Raw genomic sequence first — 807 nt, 5'->3', positions numbered from 1 at the left:
TTACGAGATTCGATTTGTAAGGAGGAACCTTCCAAACAATTGAGTACTCCCCAAACCAGTAGCGATCAACTTCGTCAAGAGAAACCCAATACTTCTCATTCTTATGTGAAACCAAGGCATCACTACCTTCAACCCCCAGTATTGCGATATATAGCGACTCGCCATAGTCATTGACTAGGGTTAACACCGCGGGTCGGTCTAACTTTAGTAACGAGCGCCAATTACCATTTTTATGCAAGCACTTAAGACCGTACATTTCGGCGTAATCACAGGCCAGCATAAAGGGGGCTAAAGGATAGTCGATTCCCCAACGCTCTAAAATCATGCGATATGCATGATATCGATCATCTTTCTGGGTTTTGAGAGAAGATAGGTCGTTAATGATCGGGATCTGTATTGATGAGTTATCAGCATAAGGAGCCTTAGCGGGGCTTTTTTCCGTAGTTGAAAATTGCTGTAAATCTGCCACTTCTTCTGCTGAAGTACCGCTTTCTGATATAGCCTTGGAGTCGTCGCCCTCTTCAGGAGTGATTTGTTTTACTGAGGCTGGGTGCAGCTCGGGCTCTGTTTTGGAAGAAGAGATTATACTTTCCAGCTCAGCTATTCTGTTGTCGTATCGCTTGTCCAAAGCAAATACTCCAATACTGGCAATTATTGTTAGCAGGACAGCAATTATCCCCCTTTTGATTGACGAACTTAGTTTTAGTGGCTGCTTAAACTTTGGCCCCTGTATTTCCGCGTATGCGCTCTTAATATGTTTTGCATCAATAACATCCTCTTGCATTGCATAAGCACCGAGCAAGGCGC

The 807-nt window shown here is 44.0% G+C and carries 1 protein-coding gene; it reads right to left on the bottom strand.

The genetic code is table 11. The features are described from left to right. Positions 1-807: hypothetical protein (locus A3735_RS30305; protein ID WP_197485677.1), on the bottom strand; the 807-nt coding region annotated here is incomplete at both ends.

The organism is Oleiphilus sp. HI0061, assembly GCF_001635675.1.
The sequence above is the reverse complement of the archived record's forward strand: the minus strand, read 5'-3'. Positions and strand labels throughout refer to the sequence as shown.